This is a genomic window from Oleiphilus sp. HI0086, assembly GCF_001635225.1.
Map to the genome: position 1 here is coordinate 1 of NZ_LWFZ01001503.1, position 851 is coordinate 851.

General features: G+C 41.1%; 1 protein-coding gene. It reads right to left on the bottom strand.

Going from position 1 to position 851, the window contains the following annotated elements:
- Positions 1 to 851: sulfotransferase (locus A3756_RS25440; RefSeq protein ID WP_197481540.1), on the bottom strand; the 851-nt coding region annotated here is incomplete at both ends.

Below are 851 nucleotides of genomic sequence, written 5' to 3' on the forward strand. Positions count from 1 at the left end.
TTCGAAGCAGCCACCCTCTGGCTCCAAATGGCAAAAGGCGAGTAAGTTGTTAATCTGGTGCTCTGAGTTATCCACCATCGCTTCATAATTAGCCTCATAAATACGATCACCAAATAGGTTCTGCCAATGCTTCATCATGTCTTTATAGGCGATATAATACTGGCCCAGCTCTGTTAAATCATTAGTGTATGCTGGGGAACCAGAAAAATTTTGTTTATAAATAGAAAAACAGGTTTCAAGCGGGTCACGTGTACAATGAATAACTTTAGCGTTAGGCATTACAGTTAAGATAAGCCCAACAAACATGAAGTTATAGGGCATCTTGTCTGTAAAATACGTAGCTTTCTGTCTAGCTCTAAGCTTATCTAAATAAGCAGTCATGACTGCGACACACGCGCTAGCCTTATCATCTGCTGAGATATCGCTATTCAATATCTCGCCGTGCGTTCTAAAGCTTTCTCTCAGGTCAAGAATCTCTCCTTCCGCTTCGACCTGCGAGTGACTAGATATAATCTGCTCGATTAGCGTCGTTCCTGAGCGCGGCATACCCAATATGAATATTGGTGAATCATCTGAAAGTTGCGCCCCCTTTACTTCATTTAAAAAACCTTCGTCAAAAGCGTTTAAGATAGCTTTGAAGTCATTTTCTGTCTGGGAATGCTGATAATTTACGCCTTTGCGAGCAATGTCATTTCCCATTTTCAGGTACATGAATGATTTATCGGTCTTCTTACTTCGCTCATAATACATTGACAGAATATACGCGACGTTCATTTGAACTGCTGGCGCTTGTGTTTGCTGAGAAAAGCTTTTCTCCAACTGAGGAATGATGCTTTCTAATAGAGGCTCTT